Raw genomic sequence first — 23,791 nt, 5'->3', positions numbered from 1 at the left:
GGTTTTTCGCCCCCGCCATTAACCGCCCCTTAAATGGCCGCAATCGAAGGTCGTTTAGGTCTGCTCATCGAGCGGCGGACGGATGATCAATGGCGTGGAGAGGCAAAGGCGAAGGGGAACGGCGGGAGCCTCTATTGGAGCGCCCGGAGAGCCTGTTCGACATTCGCCTCGACGCCGCGGACCGGCCGGGCGGCATTCCCCATGAGGAAAGGCCGCGCGGCGGACCGCGCGCCGCGCCGGGGCAGGGCAAGGCCCGCACGCGCGCCGAGCCCGATTTCGGCCGCGACGCGGACGATGATGAGGAGGACAGCGCCGTCGCCCGTCGCCCGTCCCGCGCCGCCAGCGTGCGCAGCGAAACCCGACACGAGCGCGCCGCTGAACCCGCGCGCGGCCGCAGGGCCGAGAGCGCCCGCGCCAAGCCCCGCCGGCGCCGGCGGGGCCTGTTCTCGCTGTTCGGCCTGATCAAATGGGGGCTCATCCTCGGCCTGTGGGGGCTGCTGGCGGTGGCCGGCATCGTCGCCTACGAGGCCTCCAAGCTGCCTTCCATGCAGACCCTCATGGTGCCGAAGCGCCCGCCGACCGTGATGATCCAGGCGGCCGACGGCAAGCCGCTCGCCACGCGCGGCGACATGGGCGGGGCCGCCGTGCCCTTGAAGGAATTGCCCGCCTATCTCCCCAATGCGTTCATCGCCATCGAAGACCGGCGCTTCTATGATCATTGGGGCATCGACACGCTGGGCCTTGCCCGCGCGGTCATCACCAATCTCACCTCCGGCCGGGTGCGGCAGGGCGGCTCCACGCTGACCCAGCAATTGGCGAAAAACCTCTTCCTGACCCAGGAACGCACCTTCTCCCGCAAGATCCAGGAAGTGGTGCTGGCGCTGTGGCTGGAGAAGAAATTCTCCAAGTCGGAGATTCTCGACCTCTATATGAACCGGGTCTATTTCGGCTCCGGCGCCTATGGGGTGGAAGCGGCCGCCCAGCGCTATTTCGGCAAGTCGGCGCGCAATGTGACGCTGTCGGAAGCGGCGATGCTGGCCGGCATCGTCAACGCGCCCTCGCGCCTGGCGCCGACGCGCAATCTGAAATCCGCCCAGGATCGCGCGGCCCTGGTGCTCGGCGCCATGCGCGAGCAGGGGCTGATCAGCGCCGACATGGCGAAGATCGCGCTCGCCCGCCCGGCCACCGTCGCCAAGCCCACCGGCCCGCAATCCATCGGCTATGTCGCCGATTGGGTGATGGACCAGATGGATTCCTATGTGGGCGAATTGTCCGGCGACGTGACGGTGCGCACCACCATCGATGCCAGCCTGCAATCCGCCGCCCAGGCCGCCGTCACCGACACCTTGGCGAAGTCGGGCGGGAAATACGGCGTCGGGCAGGGGGCGCTGGTCTCGCTCGACACCGACGGGGCGGTGAAGGCGCTGGTGGGCGGGCGCTCCTATGAGGACAGCCAGTATAATCGCGCCGTGACGGCGCGCCGCCAGCCCGGCTCGGCCTTCAAGCCGTTCGTCTATCTCACGGCGCTGGAGCGCGGCCTTACCCCCGACACGGTGCGCGAGGATGGGCCGATCCAGCTCAAGGGCTGGCGGCCGGAGAACGCGAGCCACGAATATCGCGGCCCCGTGACCTTGCAGACCGCGCTCGCCCTCTCGCTCAATACGGTGTCGGTGCGGCTCGCGCTGGAAGTGGGGCCGAAGGCGATCGTCGCTACCGCCAAGCGGCTCGGCATCGTTTCTCCGCTCGATCCCAATCCTTCCATCGCGCTCGGCACCTCGGAAGTCTCGGTGCTGGAACTGGCCTCGGCCTATACGCCGTTCGCCAATGGCGGCATCGGCGTCATTCCCTATGTCATCGACAGCGTGAAGGGGGCTGACGGCAAGATGCTCTATGCCCGCACCACCTCCGGGCCGGGCCGGGTGATCGCGCCGGAATACGTCTCCATGATGAACCACATGATGGAGGAGACGCTGATTTCCGGCACCGGCCGGCGGGCCGAGCTTCCCGGCTGGGACGCGGCGGGCAAGACCGGCACGTCGCAGGATTATCGCGACGCCTGGTTCGTCGGCTACACCGCCCGCTTCGTCACCGCCGTGTGGCTCGGCAATGACGATTCCTCGCCCACCAAGAAGGCGTCCGGCGCCAATCTGCCGGCGGAGATCTGGAGCCGCTACATGAAGGTGGCGCACCAGGGGGTGCCCCTGGCGGAACTGCCCGGCGGCGCCCGCTCCCCCGGGTTCGGCCAGCCCTTTCCGCCCGGCGTGATCCCCGACGAGGCGCCGCCCGCGGTGGTCGGCCAGATCCCCGGGCAACCCCAGCCCCAGCAGCAGGAACCCATGACGCTGGACCGCTGGTTCGTGGATACGTTTTTGGGTGGGAGACGGTGAGGGGTGACGTCGCCCCTCTATCGCGTGCGGGGGGCGGGGTGGGGAACGTGTGGTACAGGGGGCGGCGGGCCAACAGTCGGCCCCTGGCTCTTTTAGTGCATGACAACTTTGGTACATGACAACCCTGCCTGCGCAGCACGAGCTTGCCAGCCGGGCCGAGTGACGGCAAATTCACCGCAGCACGACGCTCAGCGGGGCAATGCCGGAGTCATGTCTCGCCGGGAATACGAAATGGGACATAGCCAGATCATGATGATGGACGATCAGAATGCCGATGCCGGCAAGAGGAGCGAGATGGCTCTGCCCGGACGGGCGGGGCTTCTCAGCCGCCGGTCGTTTCTGGTCGGCTCGGCCGTCAGCCTCGGCGCCCTGGGGCTGACCGGTTGCGCGTCATCCGACTACATGAGCCTTGCCGAGGCGCAGAAGGTCTACGGGCCGCTGCCCAATGAGAAATTCCCGATTCCGGCGGTCGAAGTCGCCAAGGTCAATCCGAAATATTTCCGCAAGACCGTCCCCTACGAGACCAAGGAAGCGGTCGGCACGATCATCGTCGATCCCAGCAATTACTACGTCTACCGGGTCGAGGACGAGGGAACCGCCACCCGCTATGGGGCCAATGTCGGCCGCGCCGGGTTCCTGTGGAGCGGTGACGCCTATGTCGGGCGCAAAAGCGAATGGGCGACCTGGACACCGCCCCGGGAGATGATCAAGCGCCAGCCCGAAGCGGCCAAATGGGCCAACGGCATGCCGGGCGGCCTCGACAACCCGCTCGGCGCCCGCACGCTTCATCTCTATCAGAACGGGGTTTACACGCTCTACACGATCTATGCGTCCAGCGACCCCGAATCGATCGGCTCAGGCGTCACCAGCGGCTGCGTCGGCCTGCTGAGCCAGGACATGATCGAGCTGTATGACCGCACGCCGGTCAAAACGAAGGTGGTCGTCCTGACGGCTTAGCGCCGGTCGATTCCCGGTCCGGCCCGCGCCGGCGCGGGCCGCGCAAAAATCTCTCGTCAAACCCGCACCGTTCCCCTCTCCCGCCCCCTCGGCGGCCCCTCCCGCTCTCTCGACACCCCCTCTCCCGTTTGCGGGGGAGGGTTGGGGAGGGGGGTATTGGCGCGGTCAAGACCACCCTATCTCGGACAATCGGAAAGACACCCCCCTCCCATCCCTCCCCCGCAAGGGGGGAGGGCAAGCCGGTGCGCGAGGGGTAGGGGGATGTGCGAAGGCAGGATGACGGCGCCCGCTCTCCCTCTTGCTCTCTCCCGCTCTCTCGGCGCCCCCTCTCCCGCATGCGGGGGAGGGCTGGGGAGGGGGACACCAAACCACCTGCAGAAGCAGCCTTACGTCAACCGCAGACATTGACACGCGTGCGACTGAACGTCCGAAAAGGGGCCGTTTGCGGACTGGCCGCTTCCTGAACAAAAATTGACAAAAGCGGTTGAACCGCCGAGGCCCGCCCACGGCCGCTATCAGCACTAACCGGAGATTAGGCAATAATCCCTACTGCGCCTCAAGCCCGGCTAATCCGCGCAGCCGAACTAGCGCCGTCTTCTGTAGAAGGCTGGTAGGACGCGCGCCCACTGAACGTATCCCAAAATTCCACACAGCGGCATCATGATGAATAGCGTTTCGTAGGGAGTTACCATCCCACAGTGAGCAAGTGGCAAAGCGACAAACACCACGGAAAGGTCAAAATGGCAAACGCCAGTAGAGCGGCGAAAGCGAGCGACACTTCGCTATAGGACGTAAACACAGCCCCTCAAAATGGGTATGTTGCCAACCGCTGCTATGGCGAAAAATATAACAGGATGCTCTCCTGCATGGCTCCCCGCGAATCTCTTTTAGAACCATTACCGCACTCCGATGCCTCCACCCAGCGCTTCAATTTGGGGCAGTTTGATCCATGAAATTGCGGTTTGTGGTGTGGCATACGGTTAAAAAGGCATTTGCTACGCGTCGAGTATAAATTCACGATTACGTCGTTCTAACGCAACTCGAGCATTTTCATTGAATCTTGGCAAGAAAATCGCCTTACGCTATGCGGCATACTTTGGGACTTCGGCAAGGAATATTTGCGTTCCTGCACAATATCCTACACGAAAAAATCGAATCAAGTATCTCGTGTCTATAGGCTTATATAGCCCAACACCCGTGCATACGTCACTCATACTATCGCACCATTTCCCCCACAGAAATCCTTGGGCCTCTTTCCTAAGATTAGATTCGAGAGAATACCAAATAAATGTATTGGTGTGCTCTAAAGATTTTTGATCCATTTCAAACGGCAGCGCGTCCAAGAAGCTCCGATTTAATTCGAAGTAATCAAAGTTCGAGCGCGCCTTTAAGAGTATCACTCCACTCCACATTTGTCCGGAAGGCCCACCGCATTGGAAGGTAGCGTCAGGCCTAATCGCTTCGATGTCATCTTTGTAAATGGGAGTATTCGGGCAAGCGAAAGGACTTAAACCGAAGTAAACATAGTCTGGACTTTCCGACCTCCAGGTAAAATATCCCGACATTTCGCGAAGTTTTGCATCCGCGAGCCCACGATTAAATTCCGCCGACTGATTTGACAGCGATACAAATTCAGAGAATGAAAGTGAATTTTTTTGAACATATTCATCAGTCAACGAAGTGTCCTCCTGACGGGGGGCATCGGTTCGGTTCTACTGCTAAATCAAGCGATGTTCTGGCGTTAGAATTAGTGGCGGTATGGGCTTCTAGTCTTAATTCTGGTTCCGAACGCGCCCGTTGTTTTGCGCTGGCAGCACAACAAGATCGTCACACGTGTTCGCCACAGGTTTTCTACTAAACATTCGTGCCCTTCCTGAGTCAACTTAACCGAGACCCAGGGTTTTCCAAGGCGTTGGGGAGGAGGCTGACAGCGACCCTGCGACCGAGCCAAGTGAAGAATGCTCTCAGGTTGGTATACAAGTAAAATTTGGTTCCGAGCGGCAACCGTGAGGACCATTCGAGGGCCAATGATTTAACCAGATGTCTCTCGCGCCGGGCTCGCCCAGCTGTACTTTTAGACTTTGCGCACTCAAGAAGTCCATGAATTGTTGAACGGTCAGATTCTCGAAAATTGGCTGCATTGGGAAGCCACGAAGCTTCCCGTCCTCAAAAATGGCAGCCGCAACGAATTCTGCGATCCAGTCGCCTTTGCTAGAGTTGATTCGATAAAGCAGTGAAGACAATTTCTCAACGTCTGACATCATGCCTTACTCCACGCGTACGTGCGCCGTGTAGATATTTACACATTTAAATAGAATGCAACCAACTCATATTTGGCGTCAAGATCGAGTGATAAAATTGACGTTGCCGGGGAGCATTAAGCAACATAACCGCTCATGACAGCCGGGGCGGCGTTGGGGGCGGCGAAACGCTCGAGCAGGCCAAGGCGCAAGCCGAACGCTCGACCTCGCCTCATCCCCTCAGCAGGATAAACAGCCCACGGATGATAAGGGGGGCGGCAAGCATCCCGGTCGCTTGCGAAGCGGATCGACCGCTATAAGGGAGCAAATCCGCTCGTGTGAACGACGGGCATAGCGGCGCAAGGCGGTCACTCGCATCCGCAGGGAAAAAGTCCATCATATATCCCACCAGACAGCCCCTCACCCAGACCCCCCAAAAAAACTTCCTCCAGAACATCCCCTTTTCCCCGCGGAACATCGCGAATAAGCCGATGTTCAAGCCTGTTCTTCTTGGCCGGGAAAATGTTTCACATGAAACATTTGGCGCAAACATTGGGTTTGCGGGCGGTCGGGGCGGGTCGGGGCGGCGGCGATCCCGGTTTTTGGCGCCGGATTTTTTTTCAAAACGACTTTGAATTCCAAAACGCCCATGCCGATCCGGTCGGCCCGCCCGGACGAGGGCCTCGGGCGCGGCGGCGCGGGGCGGGCGGGGCCGCATGCAAAAACGGCGGCGCCGCGCTCAAGCGGCCCCGCCGGTTCAGGATCGAGCAAAGGTGCGGCGGGGGCGAAGCGAGGGGCGCGCCTCCCGCCGAATGTTCGCAAAGCCCTCAGGCCGCTTCCATCTGCTCCAGCTCGGTGATCATGCTCTCGATCAGCGAGAGCCCGGTCTGCCAGAAGGCGGGGTCGCGGGCATCCAGGCCGAACGGGGCCAGAAGCTCGGCATGGTGCTTGGTGCCGCCGGCGGAGAGCATGGCGAGATAGCGCTCGGCAAAGCCGTCCGCCGCCTTCTCATAAACCGCATAAAGCGAGTTCACGAGGCAATCGCCGAAGGCATAGGCATAGACGTAGAAAGGCGAGTGGATGAAGTGGGGAATGTAGGTCCAGAAGGTCTCGTAGCCGGCGCCGAGATGGATCGCCGGGCCGAGGCTTTCGGTCTGCACCTGCATCCAGATCGCCCCGATCTGCTCGGCGGTCAGTTCGCCCTGGCGCCGCTCGGTGTGGATGTGCCGCTCGAAGGTGTAGAAGGCGGTCTGGCGCACCACCGTGTTGATCATGTCCTCCACCTTCTGCGCCAGCATAACCTTGCGGGTCTGCGGCGTTTCGGCCTGGGCCAGCAGGCGGCGGAAGGTGAGCATCTCGCCGAACACGGAGGCGGTTTCGGCCAGCGTCAGCGGGGTGGGCGCCATCAGCGCGCCCTGCCGGGCGGCCAGGACCTGGTGCACGCCATGGCCCAGCTCATGGGCAAGCGTCATCACATCGCGCGGCTTGCCCTGGTAGTTCAGCAGCACGTAAGGGTGGGCCGAGGGAACGGTGGGATGGGCGAAGGCGCCCGGCGATTTGCCGGGGCGCACCGGCGCGTCGATCCAGTTCTTCTCGAAGAAGGTGCCGGCGATGTCGGCCATGGCGGGCGAGAAGGTGCGGTAGGCGCCGAGCACGGTGTCGCGCGCCTCGCTCCAGCCGATGTCGCGGGTGGCGACCTTGGGCAGCGGCGCGTTGCGGTCCCAGAACTCCAGCTTGTCCTTGCCGAACCATTTGGCCTTCAAGGCATAATAGCGGTGGGAGAGGCGCGGGTAGCTGGCGCCGATGGCCGCCACCATGGCATCCACCACCTCGTTCTCCACCCGGTTCGCCAGATGGCGGGAGGCGGCGACATCGGTGAAGCCGCGCCAGCGGTCGGAGATTTCCTTGTCCTTGGCCAAGGTGTTGGTGATGAGGGTGAACAGGCGCAGGTTCTTGCCGAACGTGTCGGCGAGCGCGAGGCCGGCCGCCTTGCGCACGCTCTCCTGCGGGTCCTGCATCAGGTTGAGGGTCGGCTCGATCGCCAGCTCCTGCCCGTTCACCGTGAAGCGCAGGGCCGACATGGTCTCGTCGAACAGCCGGCTCCAGGCGCCACGCGAGGGGTTCGACTTCTCGTGGAAGAGCTGCTCGATCCGGTCCTCGAGCTGATAGGGCTTGTCGGCGCGCAGATCCTCGATCCAGGGCCGGTAATGGCCGAGCGCGGCCACTGCCATGGCGGCTTCAAGGGCGGCATCGTCCAGCCGGTTCATCTCCAGCGTGAAGAACAGCAGATGGGTGGAGGCGTCGGTGAGGCGCTCCTGGATGTCGCCGTAGAACTTCGCCCGGGTGGGGTCGGAGGTATCGCCGGCATAGACCAGGCTGCCATAGGAGGCGATGCGGCCGAGCAGGTCGTCGATGGCCTCGTAGCGCTTGAGCGCCTCGGCCAGCTTCTCCCCGGCATCGGCGGCGGCGAGCAGGGCGGCGAGCTTGCCCTTGTAGGCCTCCTCGAACGCCTTGCAGTCCAGGTCCGCCTTTTCAAGGTCGGCCTTCAGCTCGGGGGCGTCCATGGCGGCATAGAGGTCGGTGAGGTTCCATTCGGGCAGCGCCTCGGCGCCGGGTGCGGCGGCGGTGGCGGCGGGTGCGAATGTCGCGGAACCGGGCATGAGACCTCCAGAACAGGAAAAAGGGCGAACGCTCTTTTGCACCGCACGTCATAGCGCGTGGGGCCTGCCCCCTCAACGGCGACGTGGCGGGTTGGATCCCGCCAGCGAACCGCGGCCGGGCCGGCGAAGGTTACATCTGTCTTAACCATCTTGGCCGAAGCTTGGCGAATCAGCCGTATCGGATTGCCATGACCCCTCGCATCCTTTTGGTGGAAGACGATCTTCTCGAACGCCGCCGGCTCGAATCGAGCCTTGCCCATCTCGGTTATGAGTGCACCAGCGTCGGCGACGGCGACGCCGCCCTGGCGCGGCTCGCGGTCGAGACGTTCGACTGCGTCCTGCTCGATCTGGTCCTGCCGGGCCTGGACGGGCTCGGAGTGCTGGGCGCCTTGAAGGCGCGTGGCTGCTCGGTTCCCGTGGTGGCCTGCGTCACCGCCGCCGGGCTCGAAGCCGTGGCCTCGGCGGTCCGCCTTGGCGCACGGGACTTCGTGGTCAAGCCGGTGGGCGCGGTGCGCCTGCAGGTAGCGATCACCAATGCGGTCACCTTGGCGCGCCTGATCCGGCGCGACGAGGAGGCCGGCGCGTCCCGACACAATGTCGTGACGCTGGCCCCCGTCGAAGCGCCTGCGCCCGCGGGCGAAGAGAGCGTTCCGCAGGTGCCTCTGCTGGACCCGCAAGGGCATGCGCGGTCCCTCGTGCAGATCGAGGAAGAAGCGATCCGCGCGGCGGTGAGCCTTTATGGCGGGCGCATGAGCGAAGTGGCCCGCCGGCTCGGCATCGGCCGATCGACGCTCTATCGCCGGCTCAACGCGCTCGGCCTAGCTGTAGCGGAACCTTACCACCCGCTGGCTGTTGCTGCCGAGTAGCAAACGTGGAAAAAACCGACACGCCAACGCTTGTGAGTTGATGCGCGGCGGCACTCGCGCAACCTTCCCCTTCGGGCGGAAGTTTGGCGTTGGCAAGGGATTGGAGAGCCCCGATGGGCCGTCAGGACAAGAAGGCATTTGCCACAGCCGCCATCCTCGCCTGCGCGCTGATCGCCGGCGCGCCCGCCGGCATCGCGGAAAGCCCGGTCATGGGCGATGCCGGCATGGGCACGGCATCGCCATCCGCGCCGAGCCCGGCTCCAAGTGCTGCATCATCAGGCGTTTCCGTCGCAGCTCCGGTTTCCAGCCAGATCCCGGCGCCCGGCGCCGCGAGCCCGCAATCGGAGCGGCAAGCGCCGGCAAGCGCTGCCGAGCTCGCGACCGAGCAGCCGTCCGCCCCCAGCGTCGTGGCCAAACCCCAGGCGCAGGGCGTTGAAGGCATTCTCGATGCGATCCGCCCCGCGCCGGCGGAAGCGACCTTGCCCGAGCCGAAGGCTGTGGCCGAGACGCCTGCCGCCACGACGCCTGCCGCCACGACGCCTGCCGCAGACACAAAGTCCGTCGCGCCTGCGGCCGAGGCTGCCAAGGAGGATCCGCAGGCCGCCATCGATCGTATGGCCCAGCCCGCGACCGAGCAACTGACGGCCCCGCCTGCCGCCCTGGCTCCTCCGGTTCGCAATGCGGTCGCGCCCGAAAAGGCGTCGGCCACCAGCGCCGCCCAGGCCAGCGATTCCGCGCCCGCCGGCGCCGCTTCCCCATCCTCCTCTTCATCATCCTCCGCTTCGATGCCCGCGCATCCGCCGGTGGATACCACCCCGGCCCAGGCTGCAGCCCCCGCTGTGCCGGCCACCCCGGCGCAGGTGCCCAATGAGGCCGCAGCCCCCAATCCCGTGCCCGCTACTCCTGCTCCTGCGGCGGTCGCGGCGGATCCGCTCGCGCCCATCTCCGAGCAGATCGCAAAACTGCTGGCGGTGCCCGGTGCCGATGCCCTGGTCGGCTCGGCGAAGGAGCAGGAAGCCCTGCTCAGCTTCTATGCGGCGCGCATGGATGCGCCGGTATTCGTCGATGCCACGGGCTTCAATACGCGTGGCAAGGCGGTGCTGACCCGCTTGGTCGCCGCGGCCGAGGATGGGCTGGAGCCGACCGACTATGCCCGGCCCCGCCTCTCGTCCGGCGCTGACCCGCTGGCCCTGGCTCGGGCCGAACTCAAGCTGGCCGCATCCGCCCTTCTCTATGCGCGGCACGCTCAGGCGGGACGGTTCGATCCGAGCCGGATCTCAAAGTTTCTGGAGCCGACCCGGAGCTTCCCGGATGCGCACGAGGTGCTCTCCAATCTCAGCACCACCTCGGATGCGAGCGCCGCCCTGCAAGCCTACAATCCCCCACACGAGGGCTATCGCGCGCTCAAGGCGCAACTGGCCGCGAGCCGTACCCTGCCTTCGACACCGGTGGTGCGCATTGCGCCGGGGCCGACCCTGAGGCCCGGCGACATCGACCCACGCGTGCCTGCGTTGCGGACCCGGCTTGGTCTGCGCGCCGCCGGCGATCGCCGCTATGACGCCGATCTTGCAGACGCCGTGAGAATGTTCCAGGCCAGCAGCGGGCTTGAGCCGGACGGCGTCATCGGCGCCGGTACGGTCGCGGCCTTCAATCTGGCGGCGTCCTATGTCGGCGTGGACCGCACCTCGGACATCATTGCCAATATGGAGCGCTGGCGCTGGCTGCCGCGTGACATCGGCACGACGCGGGTCATGGTGAATATCCCCGAGTTCCTCGTGCGCATCTATGACGATGGTCGCGAGGTCCATGAGGCGCGCGTGGTGGTGGGGAAGCCGGAAACCCCGACCCCGCTGCTGAGCCACGACATGGAATATGTCGTGCTCAATCCTTATTGGAACATCCCGCCCAGCATCGCCCGCAAGGAAATGCTGCCGAAGCTCCAAGCGGATCCCTACTTCCTCGCCCGCCAGGGCATGGAAGTGGTGCGCAATGGGCGTGTGGTGGATCCCGGCTCGGTGAATTGGCAGGCTGGTCTCGGCGGCTATTCCTTCCGTCAGCCTCCCGGCGATCGCAATGCCCTGGGGCGCATCAAGTTCATGTTCCCGAACAACCAGTCGGTCTACCTGCACGACACGCCGTCGAAGAGCCTGTTCACCAAGGATAAGCGCGCCTTCTCCCATGGCTGCATCCGCGTACAGGAGCCTTTGAAGTTCGGCGAACTGATCTTCAACCTCGGTCTCGGCTCCGGCGAATGGACCGATGCGCGCATCGGCAAGATGCTGGGCGGGGCGGAGCGCTACATCAACCTCAAGCACCATATTCCCGTGCATCTCGTGTATTTCACCGCCTTCGTCGAAAACGGGCGGCTGCAAATGCGCGACGACCTCTATGGCATCAACGAAAAGGTCAAAGCGCAGCTCGGCCTATCGGGTGGCCAAACCGTGGCGGCGGGCCGGCCTCAGTCCGCAGCCCGCTGACCCGTATACCATCAAGTCCCTGATTGTGGCTGACTTCAAGCTTGCATGTGACAATGATGCCACATGGAACCAGCACGTTTTTGCCATACTCGCCCTTTAGTCACGCTGCTGTGACCTTGTGAACCGGATCAAAAACCGGGCAAGCTTGGGGTAGGGGCACGGGGCGTCAACGCGCCCTTAACCGAACCCGATAAGACTCTGTTGAGCTTCGCGTCACGCGACCAGCCGGTTGCGCGACTGAGATGAATATGAGCCTCGGGTTCGAGCCTTTGCAAAAAACCTCCCGTTCCGCATCGCCGACCCTATCCCGCGCCGCGCTGGCAAGAGGGGTAAGGTGTTTCGCGATCGCCGTCGCCGTCGTGGCGGGCGGTGCCACGTCTCTGCAGAATGCGGTCGCGAACGGCGATACCCGCACGATCTACATCCAGAACATGCACACCGGGGAAAAGGGCGCCTTCACCTTCAAGAAGGAGGGCCGGTACGACCCCGAGGTGCTCAAGAAGCTCAACTGGATCCTGCGCGACTGGCGCAAGGACGAACCCACCGACATGGATCCCCAGCTGTTCGACCTGATCTGGGAGGTCTATCGCGAAGTCGACGCCACGGAGAGCATCCATGTGGTGTGCGGCTATCGCTCACCGGCCACCAACGCCATGCTTCGGGCCCGCAGCAAGGGCGTTGCCCAGCAGAGCCAGCACACCCGCGGCAAGGCGATGGATTTCTATATTCCCGGCGTGAATCTCGCCGATCTGCGCGCCGCCGGCCTCCGCCTGCAACGCGGCGGCGTCGGCTTCTATCCCACGTCCGGCTCCCCCTTCGTGCACATGGACACCGGCGGCGTCCGTATGTGGCCGCGCATGACCCACGACCAGCTCGTCAAGGTGTTCCCGGACGGCAAGACCGTGCATATCCCTGCAGACGGCAAGCCGCTCGTCAATTATAACGCAGCGGTCGCCGAGCTGGAGGCGCGCGGTACGTCGGCGCCCACCATGGTGGCCTCCAACGATGCTGGAAAAGGCATCAAGAATTTCTTCTCCGCGCTATTCGGCAAGAAGGGCGGGGACGAGGACGAGGGGGCGGACGAGGCGCCGCCGGCCCGCACCCAGGTTGCGACCGCGAAGACCTCGCCAGTCAAGGACGATGACGACACTCCGGCTCCCACCAGGGTCGCCGCTGCGCCGCTGCCCTCCGCGCGCCCGGTCGAGATTGCCGCCACTCTCGCCACGGCCCAGGTAACGGCGCAGGCGACGCTCGCGCCTCTCCCGCTGAAGCGACCCAATACCCCCGCGCCAGCCGTTCCCGTACAGACCGCGAGCCTCGCCCCGGTGCCGTTGCCCGCGGTCATCACCCGCGGCACCGACGCACCAATTGCTCCAGCGCTCGGCTACGCCTCGGCAAACGATCCCATGGGCGGCATGCCGCAGAATTTGGTGATGTCCGCCGGGCCGCAGCCGCGGCTCCGTGAAAAGGCCAAAGCTGCGGAAATTCCCTTCGGCCGCATGTTCCTGGCGCCCAGCCTGACCGCAGAACCCTATCTGCGGGCACCGGAAATGCGGGTGTTCACGGCCTTCCTGACCGCACCGCGCGAGGTTGTCGCGATGGGCTTCTCCTATGATGCGACCGCAGGGCTTTCGACCCAGCGCTTCTCGGGCCCGGCCATCGCCTCGCTGCCCACCTATATGTTCGCATCTGCCAATGTGCGCCTGACGGAGCGCTTGCCCTAACGGCATCGTGTACTGCGCTCGGGTCTTTTGGAGCACCGCGCCTTTGCGCGCGACCGGTTCAGCCGGCCGCGCGGCTGCGGCGGCGGGCAGGTTCTGGCTTTTCCTTGCTGGGGGCGGCCGCCTCGGCAGTCGCGCCGGGCAACCCGGCTGGCAGGTTGCGGAACTTCGCCGTGCGCAGGATATGGGTGCGCATGACGCTTGCGGCCCGATCCGCATCGCGCGACTCGAGCGCGGCCAGAAGATCGCGGATTTCGCCGAAAGCACGGGTCTGGCGTGGCGGCGAGCCAACGCTTGCCCGCTGGATCCAATGCACCTTGTCCAGCAGGTTCACCAAGATGCCGTGGATCAGATGGTTGCCGGCGGCACTGTAGATGGCGCGGTGGGTCTGCAGGTCGAGGGCGAGATATTCTTCCACCCTCCCTTCGGCGATTTCCGTACCGAAGGCTTCGAATGCGTGCCGGAGCTTTGAGAGTTCCTGGTCAGCCATGCGCTCGGCGGCCAAGCCGGCAACGGCAGGCTCCAAGATCAGGCGCAGCTCAAAGACCTCGTTCATCTCAGCATCCGTCAGGCCCCGCACATAGGTTCCGCTCTGGGGGGAAACGGCGATCCAGCCCTCTCCCTGCAAGCGGGCCAGGGCGGTGCGGATGGGCGAACGGCCCACCCCCAATTCCGCCGCAAGGCGCACTTCGCTCAGTTTCTCGCCGGGCACGTAGCGGCGGTCCATGATGCGCGACTTGATCTCACGGTAGGAAGCGGCGGCCCGGCCAATGTCTGCGGCGGCGAGGTTGCTTTCGTTCATCGGACGCACTGGACTTTCAATCGGGACGGGCTGCTTTTGGTATAATCACGCAATCGAGTGCGCTGCAACCCAGCCCTTCCGCAAATACAGCAAGAGGATTGATCTCCACCTCGGAGATGTCGTCGGCGAAATCTGAAAGAAAAATCGAAAGTGCACTGATGGTTTGCGCAACCGCCATCTTGTCCGCGGGCTGTTTGCCGCGCCAGCCATTCAAAAGACGTGATACTTGCGTGGCGTGCAGGGCTTCGAGCGCCTCTCCCCGCGTGATGGGCGCGATGCGCACAGCCACATCCTTGTAGAGTTCGACTTCCACGCCGCCGGCGCCCACTACGATCAGCGGGCCGAAATCGGGATCGACGCGCGCACCCACGAACAGCTCGGCGATGGGAGATGCCTGCTCCTGCACCAGCAGGCCCAGCACCGCGCCGGTTCCCACCGCGTCGGCGGCTTCGAGCATGCGTTCGGCGGCGTGGCGCACGTCGTCGGGGGTTTTCAGTCCCACCTTCACGAGGCCGGCGTCGGACTTGTGCACCAGGTTCTCCACCAGGCCTTTCAGCACCACGGGATAGCCGAGAGCCTGCGCCGCACGCACCGCCTCATCGGCGGTCGTGACCTGGATTTCGCGCGGGCCGGCGATGCCATAGGCCGCCAGCACCTCCTTCGCCTCGCGCTCGGTGGCAAGGCGGGAGGCGGGGATCGCGCTCATGCGCGCCCGGGCGAGCGGGGCGTGGGCGGAAAGCCCTTCGGCGCGAACCGGCGCCTGCGCCGCCGCCCAGCGGCCATAGCGCGAGAGCGCCATCATGCCAGCGCGGGTCCCGCGCAGATAGGGGACGCCGAGCGCGGTGGCGGCGGCGTTCAGCTCCACATGCGGCTGGTCGGAAAGATTGGACAGCGCCACCAATGGCTTGCCACTGTCCTGCGCACCCGCTGCCACGGATTTCAGCAGCGCGGAATAACGCGCCGCTTGCTGTGCGCCGAGCCCAAACGGCGCGTCCTGCAACAGCACCAGCAGCCCCACGTCCTCCTGGCTGGTGATCGCACGGGCGCAGCCGCGTGCCACCTCCGGATCGTACAAGCCGGCCCAGGTGAGATCGAGCGGGTTGCCGATATGGGCATAATCCGGCAGCAGGCGGGTCAATTCTTCCGCCGTGGACGGGGCGATGGGGGCAAATTCAAAGCCCACCTCCTCCGCCATGTCGAGCGCGAGCGCGATTTCCCCGCCGGAGAGCGAGAGCGCCGCCGCCTTGCGCCCTGTCGGCACCTGCGCCAGCTGCGAGACCAGCAAGGCGGTCTCGATCAATTCGTCGAGCGAGAACACCTGGATCGCGCCCGCGTCCGCGAGCGCGGCATCACAGGCTTCGACGCTGCCTGCGACCGCGCCGGTATGGGCCTTCACCGCTTCCTGTCCCTTGGCCGAGCGGCCGCTCTTCAGCACGATGACCGGCTTGCCTTTCGCCCGCGCGCGCCGCAGGGCCGCGATGAAATGCTGGGGCTTCTTGATCTGCTCGGCGAACACCACGATGGTCGTCACCGCCGGGTCGTCCAGGAACGCCTCGATATAATCCGCGGCGCTGGTCACGGCCTCGTTGCCGGAGGTCACCACATAGCTGAAGCCGAGGCCGCGCGCGGAATTCAGCAGGGCGATGCCCACCGAGCCGCTCTGCAGCACCGCCGCGATGCCGCCACGCGCGATCTGGTCCGGCAGCGAGGTGCCGAACAGCGCGGTCTTGCCGGCGAAATTCAGCAGGCCCAGGCAATTGGGGCCGCACACTGCGAGATCGTGCGCTCGGGCGATTTCAACCAGCTCCGCCTGCGCTGCGACGCCCTCCGGCCCGGTTTCGCCGAACCCGCTGGAGAGGATGACGAGGGCGCCCGCGCCCTTCGTCACCGCCTCGCGCGCAACGCCGGCCACCGCGTCCGCCCCCACCGCCACGAACACCGCATCCACGGTGCCTGGGATCTCGGCGAGGCTGGCATAGGCTTTCTGGCCCAGCAGTTCGGCCCGGCGGGGGTTCACCAGATGGACTTGTCCCTCAAATCCCACATGCTGAAGGGCGTTCCAGGCGTTCAGGCCCGGCCCCACCTTGTCGGACGCGCCGACAATGGCGATAGAGCGCGGCCGCAGCAGACTCTCGATACCCATCAAACCCTCGCAAAAACCGGCTCGCGCTTTTCGGTGAAGGCCTTCGGGCCCTCATGGGCGTCTGGATGGGAGAACACTTGCTGGCAGATCTCCTCCTCGAACTGCGCCATGGCGCTCCAGCCTTCGCGCATGTTGAAGGCGATCGCCTCGCGGGTGGCACGGATCGCATTCGGGGACGCCTTGGAGATGCGGCGGGCGATGGCGGTGGCCTCTTCCATCAGCTTCTCGCGTGGCACCACCTTGGTGATGAGGCCGATCTCCTGCGCGGTCTTGGCGTCGAAATTCTCGCCGATCAACAGGATGTCGAGCGCGCGGTTGCGGCCGACCAGGCGCGGCAGGCGCGTGAGGCCCATGCCCCAGCTCGGCACCATGCCGATATAGGCATCGCCAGCGCGGAAGATGGCGTTGTCCGCCGCGATGCGGATGTCGCACACCCAGCCGATGGCCGTGCCGCCGCCGATGCAATAGCCGTGGATGGCGCTGACCACGGGCACGAAATAGCCCTCCAGCCGGTTCAGCGTGCGCCGGCCGAGTTCGCGGAACGCCTTGGCGGCTTCCGGTCCGCCGAAATCGCGCTCCTGGCGCAAGTCGCCGCCGGCGCTGAAGGCCTTTTCGCCTGTGCCGGTAAGGATGACGCAGCGCGCCTCGCCCTCGGCTTCCACGGTGTCCAGCGCCGCGATCAAGGCTTCCAGCACGGCGGAGGAGAGCGCGTTCACGGGCGGATTGTTGAGGGTGAGCGTCACGACATGGCCGTCGCGCGCGATCTTCACGAGAGGATCGCTCATGAACTTTCTCCGATCTTGTTTTCTATTTCGAGAGTCAATGGTCGCTGCCCTGGAGACCCTTGGGCTTCCCCCAGAACACCAGGCGCACATGGAAGAAGCGCACCATGGCGTGCAGCGCGATGCCGAGCAGGGCCAGCACCACCAGCACCGCGAACATGCCCGACACGTCCATATTGTAGTTCAGCTGCATCAGCAGATTGCCGAGGCCCCGGTCGGCGCCGATGAATTCACCCACCAGCGCGCCGGTGATGGAAAAGACGATCGCAACGTTCAATCCGGCGAAGATGAAGGGCAGTGAATTGGGGAACACCACCATGTGGAATTCCTGCCAGCGCGAGGCCACCAGCGAGCGCATCAGGTCGATCTTCTCGGCTTCGATGGTCGAGAAGCCGATGATGGCGTTGATGAGCACCGGGAAGAAGGAGATGATCGCGGCGATGGCGATCTTGGACTCGATCCCGATGCCCACCCACACCACGATCAGCGGGGCGAGCGCCACCTTCGGCAGGGCCTGGAAGCCCACGAGATAGGGCATCAGCGCGCGCTCGATCAGTTCGGAGCGGGTGACGAGGAACGCGCAGGCCACCGCCGCAGCGGAGCCGATGAGAAAGCCGGAGAGCGCCTCGAACAAGGTGACGAGGGTCGCCCCCACCAGCAGCCCGCGATCGAAGATGATCCAGAGCGCCCGCAGCACGGACGACGGCGGCGGGATGAGCAGCGCCGACACGCCGAACAGGCGGGGCAGCGCCTCCCAAAGGCCGAAGATGATGATGCCCGCGACCAGCGGCGGGCCGTAGCGATGGAGGATTTGCTTGAGGCGCGAATTCATGGCGTTTGCTTTCCGATGCGCTCAATGCGGGTCCGAGGCGAAGTATGCGCGCAGCTTGTCGGCAAGCTCCACGAACACGGGATCGACGCGGGTGCGACTGCTGCGCGGACGCGGCAAGGGCACGTCCACCACCTCGATGATCGAGCCGGGGCGGGGCGAGAAGACCGCCACCTTGTCGGAGAGCAGCAGCGCCTCCTCGATCGAATGGGTAACCAGCACCACCGTCTTTGCGCTCGCCTGCCAGATGCGCAGCAGTTCGAGATTCATGGATTCCCGTGTCAGCGCATCAAGCGCGCCGAACGGCTCATCCATCAGCAGCACGTCGGGATCGTGCATCAGCGAGCGGGCGATGGCGGCACGCTGGCGCATGCCGCCGGACAGCTCGTCGGGATAGCGGTCCATGAACTTTTCAAGACCCACGAGATGGAGCAGGTCCTTCGCGCGTGCCTCCGCCTCGCGGCGGTTCAGCTTCAGCACTTCCGCCGGCACCAGCACGTTCTTGAGGATCGTGCGCCAGGGCAGCAGAACCGGAGTCTGGAACACCAGCCCGGTGTCGCGGCGCGGACCGGTGATGGTGGAGCCACGGATCGCGATCGTGCCGGCCGACGCCTTCTCAAGACCGGCGATCATGCGCAGCAAGGTGCTCTTGCCGCAGCCCGATGGACCGATGATGCAGACGAACTGCTTGTCTTCGATATCGAGAGAGGTTTCTCGCAGGGCCTCGACCACATCGTTCGATCGGGACCGGAAGGTCTTGCTGACCTCCCGGATTGCGATTGCAGGCGCACCCTGGCCGGTCATTTGTAGTCTTTCGCCTGGGCGATGATCGCCTTTTTGTCGAAGGCATTGTAATATTCAACGAATTTGTTGGTGTAATAGGTGCTGACGTCCGGCTTCGACTTGATCAGCCCGGCGTTGTAGAAGAAATCCTCCGTCTGCAACCACTCCTCACGGGTGAAGGCGCCGAAGCGAGGATCCGCGCGGCCTTCGATCTTGTACTTGGCGAGCCGGGCCTGGAGGATGTGGATCGCGTCCTTAAGCGCCTGTTCCTCGGAAATGTTGGTCGGCTTGGAGGCGGGATACTTCTGCCAGTGGATGCGCACCGCCGCTTCCGGATTGGCCAGCGTGAACTGGGTGCCCATGGCGATGCCGCGGCCCATCTTCTCGGCGACGGTCGGATTGGCGTTCACATAATCCTCGTTGCCGAGCAGCATCAGGCTGAGCAGCTTGGAGGTTTCCGGCGTCTCGAAATGGCGGAAGGCGAGGCCGTAATTCTCAAGCTGGGCATAGCTCCAGTCCCACAAAGCGAGCGCGTCCACGCGGTTGGCCTTGATGGCGGCGGCCGCTTGTGCACCGAGCCCGATGGGGAGCCACTTGACGTCCTTCTCGGGATCGAAGCCGATGGACCGCAGCATCGCCTTGGCCACGGGCACGGCACCGCTCGACAGGCTGACCACGCCGATGGTCTTGTCCTTCAGGTCCTTCAACTGGGTGATGCCGCTGTCTTTCAGGACCGCGATTGTATAGATCGGCTCGCGCACATGATTGTAGACCGCGATGATCTTTGCGCCGTCCTGGCGACCGAAGAGCAGAGCCTCAGGGCTCGCCATGGTGAATTCGGCGGTGCCGGCAATCACCAATTGGGCCGCGGCTGTCGATCCGCTGAAGGGAGAGACCTCCACATCCAGGCCCTGGGATTTCCAGAACCCGAGCGTCTCGGGAACGGAGGAGTGGGGCGCCTCGGCCACGGTCGGGCTCGGAGAGGTGAGCAGATAGCGCACCTTGGTCTGCGCGGAGGCTGGGAGGCAGGACGCGACGAGCAAAAGGCCCGCCGCAAGACGTGCGTGAAGCGATGACATTGTTGCTACCTCTGGATGCGTTCTTCGACGCTGGTAGAAGTAGAAGACTAGTCATCTAGATTTGAGTCAAGACGCTTTTTTCATCTCGCCTGCATGTTTGGCGAGCGCCGCCTTATGGCGGCAGATCGCGCCCTCCCGAAAAGGTCGCGCCAGACATCCGCCTGAACGTGCCGTGGTCGCCCGCGAAAAGAGTAGTGCGTGTTACAGCAGGGAAAACAAAGGGAAATAAAAAAGGAGGAGGCCACATGCGCAACCCCCTCCTTCAATGTGTCGGCAAGTTTGCCGGCGGGCATGGCGTTTATGCCGCCCGCATTTTGATCAGGGTGCCGGCGCGCCCTGCGTACTCTGGAACACAGGTCAATGGGACAGGCCACCGCCGAGATAGGCCTCGTGCACATGCGGATCCGCGATCAGGGCCTGCCCGCTGCCTTCTAGCGCCAGCGTGCCGGTTTCCAGAAGATAGGCATAGTCGCACATCTCCAAGGCGGCATAGGCGTTCTGCTCGACCATCAGCACGGTGGTGCCGGCGGCGCGGATGCCCTGGATGATTTCGAATACCTGCTCGACGATGTTCGGCGCGAGGCCGAGCGAGGGCTCGTCGAACAAGATCAGCTTGGGTCGCGACATCATCGCCCGGCCGATGGCCAGCATTTGCTGTTCGCCGCCGGACAACGTGCCGGCGATCTGCCGGCGGCGCTCGGCAAGGCGGGGGAACTGCTCGAAGATGTGGGCCATATCGGCCGCGATCGCCTTGCCGTCGGAGCGCAGGAAACAGCCCATCTCCAGGTTCTCGGCGACGCTCATCTGGCCGAACACCCGCCGGCCTTCCGGGCAATGCGCAATGCCCTTGCCGAGAATGCGCGCCGGGGAGGCGCGGGTGATGTCCTCGCCGTCAAACAGGATCTGTCCGCTCGCGGCGGGCACGAGCCCGGAGACCGAGCGCAGGGTGGTGCTTTTCCCGGCCCCGTTCGCCCCAACCAGCGCGACCAGTTGCCCACGCTCGACCTTGAGGGAGATACCCTTGAGGGCCGTGACCTTGCCATAGCGGCAGACGAGGTTGCGGATCTCAAGCATGCTTCACCCCTTGGCCGAGATAGGCCCGGATCACTTCGGGATCGTTCTGGATCTTGCTCGGCGGGCCTTCCGCAATGATCCGGCCGTGGTTGAGCACGACGATGCGGTCGGAAATTCCCATCACCATGGGCATGTCGTGCTCCACCAGCAGAATGGTGACGCCGCGCGCGCGGATCTTCCGGAGGATCTTGATGAAGTTCGCGGTCTCGGTGGCGTTCATGCCGGAAACCGGCTCGTCCAGCAGCAGGGCCGAGGGGTTGGCCGCCAGCGCCAGGGCGACGCCCAGCAGGCGCTGGTCGCCATAGGGCAGGCTGCCGCCGAGTTCGCCAGCCTGCTGCTCGATGCCGACGAGGCGCAGGATGTCCCACGCCTCTTCCCGCAGTTTCTCCTCCTCGCGCTTTTCCCGTGGCAAGCCGAGCAAGGTGCCGAACAGGGTCGCGCGGTTGCGGCGATGCAGGCCAATGAGCGCATTCTCGAACACGGTGTTCTTGTCGAACACGCTGGTGCGCTGGAAGGTCCGGACCAGGCCGAGATTGGTCACTTGGTGGGGCTTCAACCCGTTGAGCGAGGTGCCGCGAAACGTCACCTGTCCCTTGGTCGGGCGCAGGAAGCCGGTGATGACGTTGAAGGCTGTGGTCTTGCCCGCCCCGTTGGGACCAATAAGGCTGACCAGTTCTCCTTCGCGCACATCGAAGTTCATGTCCGCAATGGCGACGAGGCCGCCGAAATGCACCGCCACATGTTCGATGGACAGCGCGATGTTGGCTTTGGCGAAGGCGTTCATGCGCGCTCCCCCTTTTCGTCCAGCGTCATCGGAGCGGCCTTGGAAGTGGGCCCCGAGGGCGGCAGCGCGAACCAGCGCTCGATCGCCGGCACGATGCCCTGCGGCAGGATGAAGACGATCAGGATCATCAGCACGCCATAGAGGATCCACTGCACCTCCGGCCCGACATACTCGCGTAGCAGAACCGGTGCGATGCCGAAGATCAGGCCTCCCACCAGGGGCCCCGCGAGGGTGCCCTTTCCTCCGGTGATCACCATGATCACCATGGTCACCGTATTGAGGAACATGAAGATCATGGGGTCGATGATCTGCAGGTAATGGGCATAGAGCCCGCCGGCCGCCCCGGCCATCGCAGCGGAGATGATTGCCGCAAGCACCAGATAGCGCGTCACGTCGATGCCAACCGACATGGCGAGGGATTCGTTCTCACGCAGCGCGATCATGGCCCGCCCATAGGGCGAGTTCACAATTCGCTTGATGATGACGTAGCCGACCAGGATGAAGAACAGGACCACGTAATAGTTCTGCCATTTCGCCCATAGGGTCACGAAGCCGGTGAGGCTGGAGCCGAGGGTCAGCGGCGGGATGCCGGGCAGGGCCAGCGGGCCATTGGTGAGTTCCACCCAATTGAGGGCGACGAGGCGCGTCACCTCGGCGAAGCTCACCGTGACGATGACGAAATAGGCGCCGCGCACGCGGAACGACAGCCGCCCGATGATATAGCCGCACAGGCCTGCGATCACCGTGCCCAGTGCCAGCCCCACCACTGCGGGCCATTGGCCGTGCACGAAGGTGTGACCGAACAGCGTGACCTCGAACCCGAGTGTGGTCAGGGCGCTGACATATGCGCCGATGCCGAAAAAGGCGACGTGGCCGAGACTCAATTGTCCCGTATAGCCGAGCAGCAGGTTGAGGCTCAGCGCGGCCAGGATGAAGATGCCCGAGACCACCAGCGTGTGCAGGAAATACTGGTCCTTCAACCAAAGCGGTACCGACGCGAAGAAGAGGATGACGAGATAAGGAAGCAGGCGTCTCATCCGATACGCTCCACGCGCGCGAACAGGCCGGTGGGCCGGAACAGAAGAACCAGGATGATGATGATGAAGCCCATGGCGTCGCGGTAGCCGGACGAGATGTAGCCGGCCCCCAATTCCTCCACGAAGGCGAGGATGAACCCGCCGATCGTGGCGCCCGAAATGCTGCCGAGCCCGCCGAGGATCACAATGGCGAAGGCTTTGAGCGAGGCGAGGTCGCCCATGGTGGGGGTCACCACGAACACCGGGCCGAGCAGAGCGCCCGCCGCCGCCGCGAGGCTCGATCCGAGCGCGAAAGTCATGGTGTAGACGAAGTTGATGTTCACGCCCATCAAGGCTGCGGTGCTGCTGTCCTGGAATGTCGCGCGCATCGCTTTGCCGAGCTTGGTGCGGTTGATGAGGGCATAGGTCCCTGCGATCAGCACCAGAGCGAGGCCAAGCACCAGAAGACGCAGCCAGGAGAGCGATACCGGACCGATCACCAGCGGTTCGGTGGGGAGCGGCGAGGGAATGGATTTGGCAACGCTGCCCCAGGTCAGCGTCTCCACATTTTGCAACACGATCCAGGCACCGATCATCAGCAGCATGGTGGTGTCGATGTCGGCGGTCCGCTTGGGTCGCAGCAGCACCAGCTCGATAACCGCGCCGAGCAGCAGACCGGCAAAGATGGCAAAGGCGATGGCCAGGAAAAAGTTGAGCCCCAGCATGCCGGCGATGAAATACATCATGTAGGCGCCGAGCGCGTAGAGTTCGCCGTGGGTGAAGTTCACGACGCGCATGATCCCGAAGATCAGCGTCAACCCGATGCCCAACAGGGCGTAGGTGCCACCCATGATGAGCGCATTGGCAAGATGTTGCAGCAACTGGTCCATGACCGTTCCTTCTGGCGGCTCCGTCGAGGCCGGTACGGACTGCGCATGTTCGCGGCCGGCACGGCGGAACCCATGGATCCCGAGAAGCTGAGGAAGGAGGAGGACCGACCCGCCGTCAATTTCCCGCTGGAGGTATCCGGCCTGCCTCACTGCGTGAACAGCGTACCGGTTATCATTATTGTCCGAAGTGTTCGGCTGCTTGCATGGCGCACATCGTCAGTCTGCTGATGGTGCGAATGACTTGGAGCGTCTGCAACGCAGCGAGCGAAAAACAACCGAAAACTCAAACGTATTATTATTA

Annotated in this window: 19 protein-coding genes; 5 read left to right on the top strand and 14 right to left on the bottom strand. The window is 64.2% G+C overall.

Going from position 1 to position 23,791, the window contains the following annotated elements; translation table 11 throughout:
- Positions 1-89: 89 nt before the first annotated feature.
- A complete protein-coding gene (locus V5F77_RS00410; protein ID WP_429003336.1) occupies positions 90-2,387 on the top strand; it encodes a transglycosylase domain-containing protein in 2,298 nt (765 codons plus the stop codon).
- Positions 2,388-2,636: 249 nt separating this feature from the next.
- A complete protein-coding gene (locus V5F77_RS00405; protein WP_449317016.1) occupies positions 2,637-3,344 on the top strand; it encodes a L,D-transpeptidase family protein in 708 nt (235 codons plus the stop codon).
- Positions 3,345-4,426: 1,082 nt separating this feature from the next.
- On the opposite strand, the gene V5F77_RS00400 is transcribed toward V5F77_RS00405, so the two are convergent.
- From V5F77_RS00400 to V5F77_RS00385, 4 genes are all read right to left on the bottom strand, one after another.
- Positions 4,427-5,020: a hypothetical protein gene (locus tag V5F77_RS00400; RefSeq protein ID WP_429003335.1), complete on the bottom strand. Its 594-nt coding sequence runs from the start codon at positions 5,018-5,020 to the stop codon at positions 4,427-4,429.
- Positions 5,021-5,308: 288 nt separating this feature from the next.
- A complete protein-coding gene (locus V5F77_RS00395) occupies positions 5,309-5,608 on the bottom strand; it encodes a hypothetical protein (RefSeq protein ID WP_429003334.1) in 300 nt (99 codons plus the stop codon).
- A gap of 471 nt (positions 5,609-6,079) precedes the next feature.
- On the bottom strand, positions 6,080-6,235 hold the full coding sequence (locus tag V5F77_RS00390) for a hypothetical protein (protein WP_429003333.1): 156 nt from the start codon (positions 6,233-6,235) through the stop codon (positions 6,080-6,082).
- Between the two features lie 176 nt (positions 6,236-6,411).
- Positions 6,412-8,244 (bottom strand): M3 family oligoendopeptidase, encoded by a 1,833-nt coding sequence (locus V5F77_RS00385; protein ID WP_429003332.1) that lies wholly within the window; start codon positions 8,242-8,244, stop codon positions 6,412-6,414.
- Positions 8,245-8,432: 188 nt separating this feature from the next.
- On the opposite strand from V5F77_RS00385, the gene V5F77_RS00380 reads away from it, so the two are divergent.
- The 3 genes from V5F77_RS00380 (at position 8,433) to V5F77_RS00370 (ending at position 13,311) form a co-directional block, all read left to right on the top strand.
- Positions 8,433-9,110, top strand: a complete 678-nt coding sequence (locus V5F77_RS00380; protein WP_429003331.1) for a response regulator — start codon at positions 8,433-8,435, stop codon at positions 9,108-9,110.
- 113 nt (positions 9,111-9,223) lie between these two features.
- On the top strand, positions 9,224-11,587 hold the full coding sequence (locus V5F77_RS00375) for a L,D-transpeptidase family protein (protein ID WP_429003330.1): 2,364 nt from the start codon (positions 9,224-9,226) through the stop codon (positions 11,585-11,587).
- A gap of 248 nt (positions 11,588-11,835) precedes the next feature.
- The gene (locus V5F77_RS00370; protein ID WP_429003329.1) at positions 11,836-13,311 is read left to right on the top strand and encodes a DUF882 domain-containing protein; all 1,476 of its coding nucleotides are present in this window, start codon (positions 11,836-11,838) and stop codon (positions 13,309-13,311) included.
- Positions 13,312-13,369: 58 nt separating this feature from the next.
- On the opposite strand, the gene V5F77_RS00365 is transcribed toward V5F77_RS00370, so the two are convergent.
- The 10 genes from V5F77_RS00365 to V5F77_RS00320 form a co-directional block, all read right to left on the bottom strand.
- A complete protein-coding gene (locus tag V5F77_RS00365; protein WP_429003328.1) occupies positions 13,370-14,110 on the bottom strand; it encodes a GntR family transcriptional regulator in 741 nt (246 codons plus the stop codon).
- A 16-nt stretch (positions 14,111-14,126) separates the two neighbouring features.
- The gene (locus tag V5F77_RS00360) at positions 14,127-16,253 is read right to left on the bottom strand and encodes an acetate--CoA ligase family protein (protein WP_429003327.1); all 2,127 of its coding nucleotides are present in this window, start codon (positions 16,251-16,253) and stop codon (positions 14,127-14,129) included.
- Entirely contained in the window at positions 16,253-17,038 is a 786-nt protein-coding gene (locus tag V5F77_RS00355) for an enoyl-CoA hydratase/isomerase family protein (RefSeq protein WP_429003326.1), read from the bottom strand. The genes V5F77_RS00360 and V5F77_RS00355 overlap by 1 nt, the downstream gene beginning before the upstream one ends.
- Before the next feature lie 34 nt (positions 17,039-17,072).
- Positions 17,073-17,867 (bottom strand): ABC transporter permease, encoded by a 795-nt coding sequence (locus tag V5F77_RS00350; RefSeq protein WP_429003325.1) that lies wholly within the window; start codon positions 17,865-17,867, stop codon positions 17,073-17,075.
- A 21-nt stretch (positions 17,868-17,888) separates the two neighbouring features.
- Positions 17,889-18,668, bottom strand: coding sequence for an ABC transporter ATP-binding protein (locus V5F77_RS00345; protein ID WP_429003324.1), 780 nt, complete (start codon positions 18,666-18,668; stop codon positions 17,889-17,891).
- Positions 18,665-19,726: an ABC transporter substrate-binding protein gene (locus V5F77_RS00340; RefSeq protein ID WP_429003323.1), complete on the bottom strand. Its 1,062-nt coding sequence runs from the start codon at positions 19,724-19,726 to the stop codon at positions 18,665-18,667. Before V5F77_RS00340 ends, V5F77_RS00345 begins: the two co-directional genes overlap by 4 nt.
- A 357-nt stretch (positions 19,727-20,083) precedes the next feature.
- Complete coding sequence (locus tag V5F77_RS00335) at positions 20,084-20,800, bottom strand: ABC transporter ATP-binding protein (RefSeq protein WP_429003322.1); 717 nt, start codon at positions 20,798-20,800, stop codon at positions 20,084-20,086.
- The gene (locus V5F77_RS00330; RefSeq protein ID WP_429003321.1) at positions 20,793-21,584 is read right to left on the bottom strand and encodes an ABC transporter ATP-binding protein; all 792 of its coding nucleotides are present in this window, start codon (positions 21,582-21,584) and stop codon (positions 20,793-20,795) included. Before V5F77_RS00330 ends, V5F77_RS00335 begins: the two co-directional genes overlap by 8 nt.
- Positions 21,581-22,621, bottom strand: coding sequence for a branched-chain amino acid ABC transporter permease (locus V5F77_RS00325; RefSeq protein WP_429003320.1), 1,041 nt, complete (start codon positions 22,619-22,621; stop codon positions 21,581-21,583). Before V5F77_RS00325 ends, V5F77_RS00330 begins: the two co-directional genes overlap by 4 nt.
- Positions 22,618-23,490, bottom strand: a complete 873-nt coding sequence (locus V5F77_RS00320) for a branched-chain amino acid ABC transporter permease (RefSeq protein ID WP_429003319.1) — start codon at positions 23,488-23,490, stop codon at positions 22,618-22,620. The genes V5F77_RS00325 and V5F77_RS00320 overlap by 4 nt, the downstream gene beginning before the upstream one ends.
- Positions 23,491-23,791 lie beyond the last annotated feature (301 nt).

Source organism: Roseixanthobacter psychrophilus, assembly GCF_043195195.1.
In the GTDB taxonomy this organism is placed as follows: Bacteria; Pseudomonadota; Alphaproteobacteria; order Rhizobiales; family Xanthobacteraceae; genus NCEH01.
Note: the sequence above shows the minus strand (reverse complement) of the source record. Positions and strands in the feature narration are given on the sequence as shown.

Bases quoted from the DNA above. Each gene is read 5' to 3' on its own strand.
- V5F77_RS00410 (WP_429003336.1), top strand. From the start codon at position 90: ATGGCGTGGAGAGGCAAAGGCGAAGGGGAACGGCGGGAGCCTCTATTG.
- V5F77_RS00405 (WP_449317016.1), top strand. From the start codon at position 2,637: ATGATGATGGACGATCAGAATGCCGATGCCGGCAAGAGGAGCGAGATG.
- V5F77_RS00395 (WP_429003334.1), bottom strand. From the start codon at position 5,608: ATGATGTCAGACGTTGAGAAATTGTCTTCACTGCTTTATCGAATCAAC.
- V5F77_RS00390 (WP_429003333.1), bottom strand. From the start codon at position 6,235: ATGGGCGTTTTGGAATTCAAAGTCGTTTTGAAAAAAAATCCGGCGCCA.
- V5F77_RS00385 (WP_429003332.1), bottom strand. From the start codon at position 8,244: ATGCCCGGTTCCGCGACATTCGCACCCGCCGCCACCGCCGCCGCACCC.
- V5F77_RS00380 (WP_429003331.1), top strand. From the start codon at position 8,433: ATGACCCCTCGCATCCTTTTGGTGGAAGACGATCTTCTCGAACGCCGC.
- V5F77_RS00375 (WP_429003330.1), top strand. From the start codon at position 9,224: ATGGGCCGTCAGGACAAGAAGGCATTTGCCACAGCCGCCATCCTCGCC.
- V5F77_RS00370 (WP_429003329.1), top strand. From the start codon at position 11,836: ATGAGCCTCGGGTTCGAGCCTTTGCAAAAAACCTCCCGTTCCGCATCG.
- V5F77_RS00365 (WP_429003328.1), bottom strand. From the start codon at position 14,110: ATGAACGAAAGCAACCTCGCCGCCGCAGACATTGGCCGGGCCGCCGCT.
- V5F77_RS00360 (WP_429003327.1), bottom strand. From the start codon at position 16,253: ATGGGTATCGAGAGTCTGCTGCGGCCGCGCTCTATCGCCATTGTCGGC.
- V5F77_RS00355 (WP_429003326.1), bottom strand. From the start codon at position 17,038: ATGAGCGATCCTCTCGTGAAGATCGCGCGCGACGGCCATGTCGTGACG.
- V5F77_RS00350 (WP_429003325.1), bottom strand. From the start codon at position 17,867: ATGAATTCGCGCCTCAAGCAAATCCTCCATCGCTACGGCCCGCCGCTG.
- V5F77_RS00345 (WP_429003324.1), bottom strand. From the start codon at position 18,668: ATGACCGGCCAGGGTGCGCCTGCAATCGCAATCCGGGAGGTCAGCAAG.
- V5F77_RS00340 (WP_429003323.1), bottom strand. From the start codon at position 19,726: ATGTCATCGCTTCACGCACGTCTTGCGGCGGGCCTTTTGCTCGTCGCG.
- V5F77_RS00335 (WP_429003322.1), bottom strand. From the start codon at position 20,800: ATGCTTGAGATCCGCAACCTCGTCTGCCGCTATGGCAAGGTCACGGCC.
- V5F77_RS00330 (WP_429003321.1), bottom strand. From the start codon at position 21,584: ATGAACGCCTTCGCCAAAGCCAACATCGCGCTGTCCATCGAACATGTG.
- V5F77_RS00325 (WP_429003320.1), bottom strand. From the start codon at position 22,621: ATGAGACGCCTGCTTCCTTATCTCGTCATCCTCTTCTTCGCGTCGGTA.
- V5F77_RS00320 (WP_429003319.1), bottom strand. From the start codon at position 23,490: ATGGACCAGTTGCTGCAACATCTTGCCAATGCGCTCATCATGGGTGGC.